This window comes from Synechococcus sp. R6-7 (assembly GCF_047461695.1).
Lineage (GTDB): Bacteria > Cyanobacteriota > Cyanobacteriia > Thermostichales > Thermostichaceae > Thermostichus.
Window position 1 is genome coordinate 1 of the sequence record NZ_JANSHS010000417.1, and the last position, 6,002, is coordinate 6,002.

Annotated in this window: 4 protein-coding genes and 1 pseudogene; 4 read left to right on the forward strand and 1 reads right to left on the reverse strand. The window is 58.6% G+C overall.

Annotated features, from left to right (window positions below; translation table 11 throughout):
* The first annotated feature begins 165 nt into the window (after positions 1-165).
* Positions 166-1,290, forward strand: a complete 1,125-nt coding sequence (gcvT, locus tag NW815_RS11920; protein ID WP_414391197.1) for a glycine cleavage system aminomethyltransferase GcvT — start codon at positions 166-168, stop codon at positions 1,288-1,290.
* A gap of 9 nt (positions 1,291-1,299) precedes the next feature.
* Here the strand turns inward: gcvT and NW815_RS11925 are convergent, their stop codons facing one another.
* Positions 1,300-2,259, reverse strand: a complete 960-nt coding sequence (locus NW815_RS11925; protein ID WP_011432772.1) for a sigma-70 family RNA polymerase sigma factor — start codon at positions 2,257-2,259, stop codon at positions 1,300-1,302.
* 940 nt (positions 2,260-3,199) lie between these two features.
* Here NW815_RS11925 and NW815_RS11930 point away from each other — a divergent pair.
* The 3 genes and pseudogenes from NW815_RS11930 to NW815_RS11940 all read left to right on the forward strand — a co-directional run.
* Positions 3,200-3,574 (forward strand): DUF1257 domain-containing protein, encoded by a 375-nt coding sequence (locus NW815_RS11930; protein WP_011432773.1) that lies wholly within the window; start codon positions 3,200-3,202, stop codon positions 3,572-3,574.
* A gap of 23 nt (positions 3,575-3,597) precedes the next feature.
* Positions 3,598-4,713, forward strand: coding sequence for a pentapeptide repeat-containing protein (locus NW815_RS11935; RefSeq protein WP_414416055.1), 1,116 nt, complete (start codon positions 3,598-3,600; stop codon positions 4,711-4,713).
* Positions 4,714-4,824: 111 nt separating this feature from the next.
* Positions 4,825-6,002 (forward strand): annotated as a pseudogene (locus NW815_RS11940) (phosphoketolase); the annotation flags it as partial.

Genomic DNA, 6,002 nt, shown 5'->3' on the forward strand with positions numbered 1-6,002 from the left:
CAGGGCTTTACGGCGTTTTTTCGGTAAAACCGCAGGGAGCGCTCCAGGTTGCCGACGCGGATCATGGTGTGGAGAAGGCGCATGGCACAAGCTCCGAGAAATGGGCGATGCTGCACTTATTTTAGTCTTTGACCTTTTAGTCTTTAGACCGCTGAGGATCCCTTGATGAGCCAAACGCCTCTGCAACGCACCCCCTTGTTCCCCCTTCATCAAGCTTTGGGGGCGCGATTTGTCCCTTTTGCCGGCTGGGAAATGCCGCTGCAGTATCGGGGAGTGATAGCAGAACATCGGGCAGTGCGGGAGAGGGTGGGGACATTCGACATTTCCCACATGGGCAAGTTCACCCTCTGGGGGCCGGAGCTGGGATCCCACCTCAGCCGTCTGGTTCCCAGCGATCTGAGCGCCGTTCCTGTGGGATCCGGTCGCTACACCGTCCTGCTCAATCCACTGGGGGGCATTTTGGATGATGTCATCTTCTACCGGCATCCACCGGAGGGTGAGCTGGAGCACTGGAGCGTGATCGTCAATGCAGCTACCCGGCAGAAGGATTGGGATTGGCTCAACCACCACTTCCAAGGGATCCCCGGAGTCAACCTTCAGGATCACTCCGACACTCGGGTCTTGTTGGCGGTGCAGGGGCCGGCAGCCGAACAGGTTCTCCAGCCCTTTTTGGAGGGATCCCTGAAGGCTTTGCGCCGGTTTCAGCACGGTCAGTTTGCCGGAGCGGCGGGAGCCTTGGGAGAGACTATCTTTGTGGCCCGCACTGGCTACACCGGAGAAGATGGCTTTGAAGTCATGCTCAGCCCCGAAGACGGCATCCGCCTTTGGGAGCAACTGATTCAGGCCGGCGTACAACCCTGTGGGCTGGGCTGCCGCGATACCCTGCGCCTGGAGGCTGCCTTCCATCTTTACGGGCAGGACATGGACGAGAGCACCACTCCCTTGGAAGCCGGCTTGGGCTGGTTGGTGAACAACCCAGGGGATTACATCGGCAAGCCCGCCATCGAAAGCCAACGGCAGCAAGGGATCCCTCGCCACCTGGTGGGGTTTCGCATGCTGCATCCGGCCATCCCCCGCAGCGGCTATGCCATCTACGCTCCCAACTCCCCTGAGCCGATCGGACAGGTGACCAGCGGCACCCATTCTCCCAGCTTGGGCTATGGCATTGGCTTGGGCTATGTCGCTCCGGCTTGGGCCAAGGTGGGATCCCGGCTGGAAATTGAAATTCGGGGGCAGCGCCAGCCTGCCGAAGTGGTGAAAAAACCTTTCTACAGTGCTGCGCACCGCTGACGCAAACGGTTACAGGTTCCCGTTAACCCAGGGTTTGGCAGCTTTGGGCGTGGAGTATTCCTGTTGCAGCCGCCGCAATTTCCGCAAGGCCCGCCGCTCAATTTGTCGGACTCGCTCTCGCGAAAGGCCGATGTGCTCCCCAATTTCCCGCAGCGTTAGGCCCCTCGATCCATCCAGCCCATAGCGAGCCACGATCACCTGTCGTTCTCGTTCACTCAGTTGGCCCACCAGCGCGCGGACTTCCTCTCGACGGGCAAGCTGGGTTAGGTGTTCAACAGGGTCGTTGTCTTCATCTGGGATGAAGTGCTGCAGCTCGGTGCCGTCTTCATCCCCTACCCCCACATTCAAGGAACGCATCTCTGCCATGTGGCGGGTGATCAGCTCCCGGTAGTTATCGCCAATATCCAGAGAATCAAAAACTTCTTCCGCTTGGGGACGGGATCCCCTTTCGGCAGATAACTCGCGGTAGCGCCGCTTCACCTGGGAGACCTTTTCGTACATGTGGGCCGGCAGACGGATCATCCGCCCCTTGTTTTGGATGCCCCGGTTCACGCTTTGCCGGATCCACCAAGTGGCATAGGTGGAGAACTTGTAGCCACGGGTGGGATCGAACTTTTCCACGGCGCGGGTGAGGCCGATGGTGCCTTCCTGAATCAGATCCAGAAACGGCAAGCCTCGATTGCGATAGCGCTTGGCAATCGACACCACCAAGCGGAGGTTACACTCCACCATTCGTTTCTTGGCTGCTTCCCCCTGCCGCAGGATCTGCTGCAGCTCTGCTAAAGGGATCCCCAGCCGCTGGCTCCAACCTTCCACAGACTCATGGGGCTGCCGTTGCTCCAAGAGCGTCACCATCCGCTGCACCTGGTGAGCCAGGCGGAGCTCTTCTTCAGCGGTGAGCAACGAGTAGCGGCCAATCGTCTTTAAGAAACGCCCCACCGCATCTTGCAAGTCAAGACTTTCTGACATATCAAACCCCACACCATAAATTCATGTCCTGTCAGAATCTCTACTTCTCCTGCTGCATCGGGCCCTCTTCCTACACACGAAGCTGACCTTTCTGCAAACAGCACCTTATTCATACCAGCACAAAAGCCTTTTCGTAAAGGCTTTGACTTCGAAAAATCTAATCCAGAACTCGGTGTTTGACTCACTAAATTTATTGAGGCTGCTTCACTAGACACTACCGGCAGTGCTTTAAGTCCTTTTTTATTGAGTAGTAACTCTACCTTAAGTAGGAGGGAAGAGATCAACTATTTTATAAACTCAATCTTAAGTTCTAGATCTAGATAGATTGAAAAAATTATTCCACTTGCTTGACCAGTTTTTGGTACCAAATCAGATCTTCAAGAGATCTTCAAGAGACAAAAAAGCAATTTTTTCATCCAATTTGTGGGACTAGAGATGAGTATTTTTGTTCGCAGAGCCATCGGAAAAGCTTACTTGGCAAGGCACAGCAAGGGTCATCGGCGGGTTTTTGGAACGGCTTGGGGCTGGTTTGGTACCTCATCGCCGGCAATTCCAGCCGGAGACAGACGAGAACAGATCCCTGTGGGACAGATTTTTGCTGCTGCCTCCAAACATAGTGGAGACTATCGTCAATTCTTGACTTTAGACTCTAGATGCAGATCCAAGATTTCTGTGTTACCGAACACGCCAGGCGCGGATGCCTCAGCCTTGGTGCTCCGTACCGCTATCGCGAATGCCGCAGCGCGCGCCTACATAAGAAGGCAGGTCAGGCCAGCCCAGCGACCCTCCAGGCCCAGGTGTGTTGCACTCCTGCGGGAGAAAGGGGGAGCTGCGTTCCGCTCGCTCGACCCACCGCAGGATGGTTTACATTTCTTCCACCACCCCAAGGGCGCTTTATAGTGAGGATCCGGTCTCCATCGGTCAAAGGATTGGAAGGGCCATGTCTCACTTCACCACCCTGCAAGTGCAAATCAAAGACGCCGATCTCCTGGAAGAGACTCTGAAGGAATTGGGCTACGCTGTGCAGCGGAATGCCAGCCTGCGGGGCTATCTCTGGAACCGCACCCGCGCCGATCTGGTGATCCGGCAAAAGAATGGCTTCGACATCGGGTTTCGTCGCAACGGGGATCACTACGAGCTGGTGGCCGATCTGTGGGGGGCGGGCATCGATCCCAAGACCTTCCTGGAGCCGATTTTGCAGCGCTACGCCCACAAAAGTTTGCTGCGCTCAGCCCGTGAGCAGGGCTATACCATCGAGGCCGAAGAAGTGCTGGAGGATGGCACCATCCGCGTGGTGGTGGGGCGTTGGCTATAAGCCAGGTTCATCGGGATCTGCCCATGGTAGGTAAGCCTCAGCCGGCTGTCAGAACTGGCCAGGGATCCCGGCCCCAACCTTGGGATCTGGTGTTGGGGGGGCAAATGGCAACCGGGAGCGCCCCTGCCCACGCCTTGGTGTTGGGAGGTCTCGAGGGGGCGCGGAGACGACTCACCCACAGCGATGAAGCCGTGCGCTTGGCCACCCTGCCCCAGTTGCTGCAGTACGGGTCGGCGGGCCTGGCCGAACTCATTGAAGCCCTCGCCGGCAATAGCTCTTGGGCAGTCCGCTTGGCAGCTTGGCGGCTGTTGTCTCAGCTTGGCCAGCCGGAGGCAGAACGGGCCTGTCGCACCTACAGCCCTTTTCGCCCGGTGGGGGGAGCGCAAGGGGTGATCGTGGCCTATCGGCGGGGGGAGCGGGATTTTGCCTATGCAGACCTGGAGGGAGCCGACCTTCAAGAAGCACGGCTGGGGGGGATCAACCTGTGGGAGGCCAACCTGAGGCGGGCCAACTTGCGCTTTTGCAACTTCAACGGCGCCCGGCTGCGGCAAACGGATTTGCGCCAAGCGGATTTGCAAGGGGCCAAGCTGAGCGGAGCCGACTTACAGGGAGCCGACCTGCGGGGATCCGACCTGAGGGGGGTAAAAGTTAGCGGCACCAGCCTGCGGGGATCCCGGCTTTCGGAAGAGACCCACCTGGAAGAACGGGTGCGCCACATTTGGCAGTTGCAAAACTGGGGGGGACAGGGGCAAGATTTCTCCGGCCAAGACCTGAGCAAAGCCGATCTGCGGGAACTGGTGCTCTGTCAGATCCGGCTGAGGGGAGCGGATCTGAACCGGGCGGATCTGCGTGGATCCAACCTAGAGGGAGCAGATTTGGGGGGAGCCAACCTACAGCGAGCGGACTTGCGGGGGGCCAACTTGCAAAATGCCGACCTGGAAGGGGCCAATCTCAGCGGCGCCGAGCTGCGTCAGGCCCAGTTTCAGGGGGCTAACCTGCGGCGGGCCGATGTCAGCGGGGCCAACCTAACCCAAGCCAACCTGGAAGGAGCTCAGATCGAAGGGTTAAAGCACAGCGGATCCCGGATTGCCGGCCTGATCTTTCCCGACGGCACCCCGATCAAGCCCTGGTGGTGGTAACAGGTGCCTACCGCTCACCCAATGAGCCAAATCCAAAGGAATCCCAAGATCCCCCGGCAATTGGGCAAACCCGGATCACCATAGGAGTAGAGATACCTATGGGGTACAGCTATGGTTCTGGCAGAACAGCTCTCGACAAAACCGCTCACCGCCGACGAGCTTCGCAAAATGGATGCCTACTGGCGGGCCGCCAACTATCTGTCGGTCGGGCAAATCTATTTGATGGACAACCCGCTGCTGCGAGAACCCCTAAAACTGGAACATGTGAAGCCACGCCTGCTGGGGCACTGGGGCACCACACCCGGGTTGAACTTCATCTACGTGCATCTCAACCGCATCATCAAACGGGAAAACCTCAATATCCTCTACATCACCGGCCCCGGCCACGGTGGCCCTGCTCTAGTGGCCAACACCTACTTGGAAGGCACCTACAGCGAGGTGTATCCCAACATCGGCCAAGACGCTGAAGGCATGCGCAAGCTGTTCAAGCAATTCTCCTTCCCCGGCGGCGTGCCCAGCCATGTAGCCCCGGAAACCCCCGGCTCCATCCACGAGGGGGGAGAACTGGGCTATGCCCTAGCCCATGCCTTTGGGGCGGCCTTCGACAACCCCGATCTGCTGGTGGCCTGTGTGGTGGGGGATGGAGAGGCGGAAACTGGGCCCTTGGCCGCTTCCTGGCATTCCAACAAGTTCCTCAACCCCATCCACGACGGGGCGGTGCTGCCGATTCTGCACCTGAACGGCTACAAGATCGCCAATCCCACTGTTTTGGCCCGCCTCAGCCGTGAAGAGCTGCAAAGCCTGTTTGTGGGCTACGGCTACAAGCCCTACTTTGTGGAAGGCTCCGAGCCGGCCCAGATGCACCAGTTGATGGCCGCCACTTTGGACACAGTGATCCACGAGATCCAAGAAATCCAGCAGCATGCCCGCAGCAAAGGGGATCCCACTCGTCCCCAATGGCCGATGATCATCCTGCGCACCCCCAAAGGCTGGACCGGCCCCAAAGAGGTGGACGGCAAAAAGGTGGAAGATTTCTGGCGCTCCCACCAAGTGCCCCTGGCGGATCTGGCCAAAAAACCGGAGCACCTCAAGGCTCTGGAGGACTGGATGCGCAGCTACAAGCCGGAAGAACTCTTCGATGAAAATGGCCGTCTGCTGCCGGAGCTGCAAGAGCTGGCCCCCAAAGGGGAAAAACGCATGGGGGCTTTGCCCCACGCCAACGGCGGCCTGCTGACGCGGGAGCTGAAAATGCCGGATTTCCGTCGCTACGCCGTGCCTGTCCCCCGCCC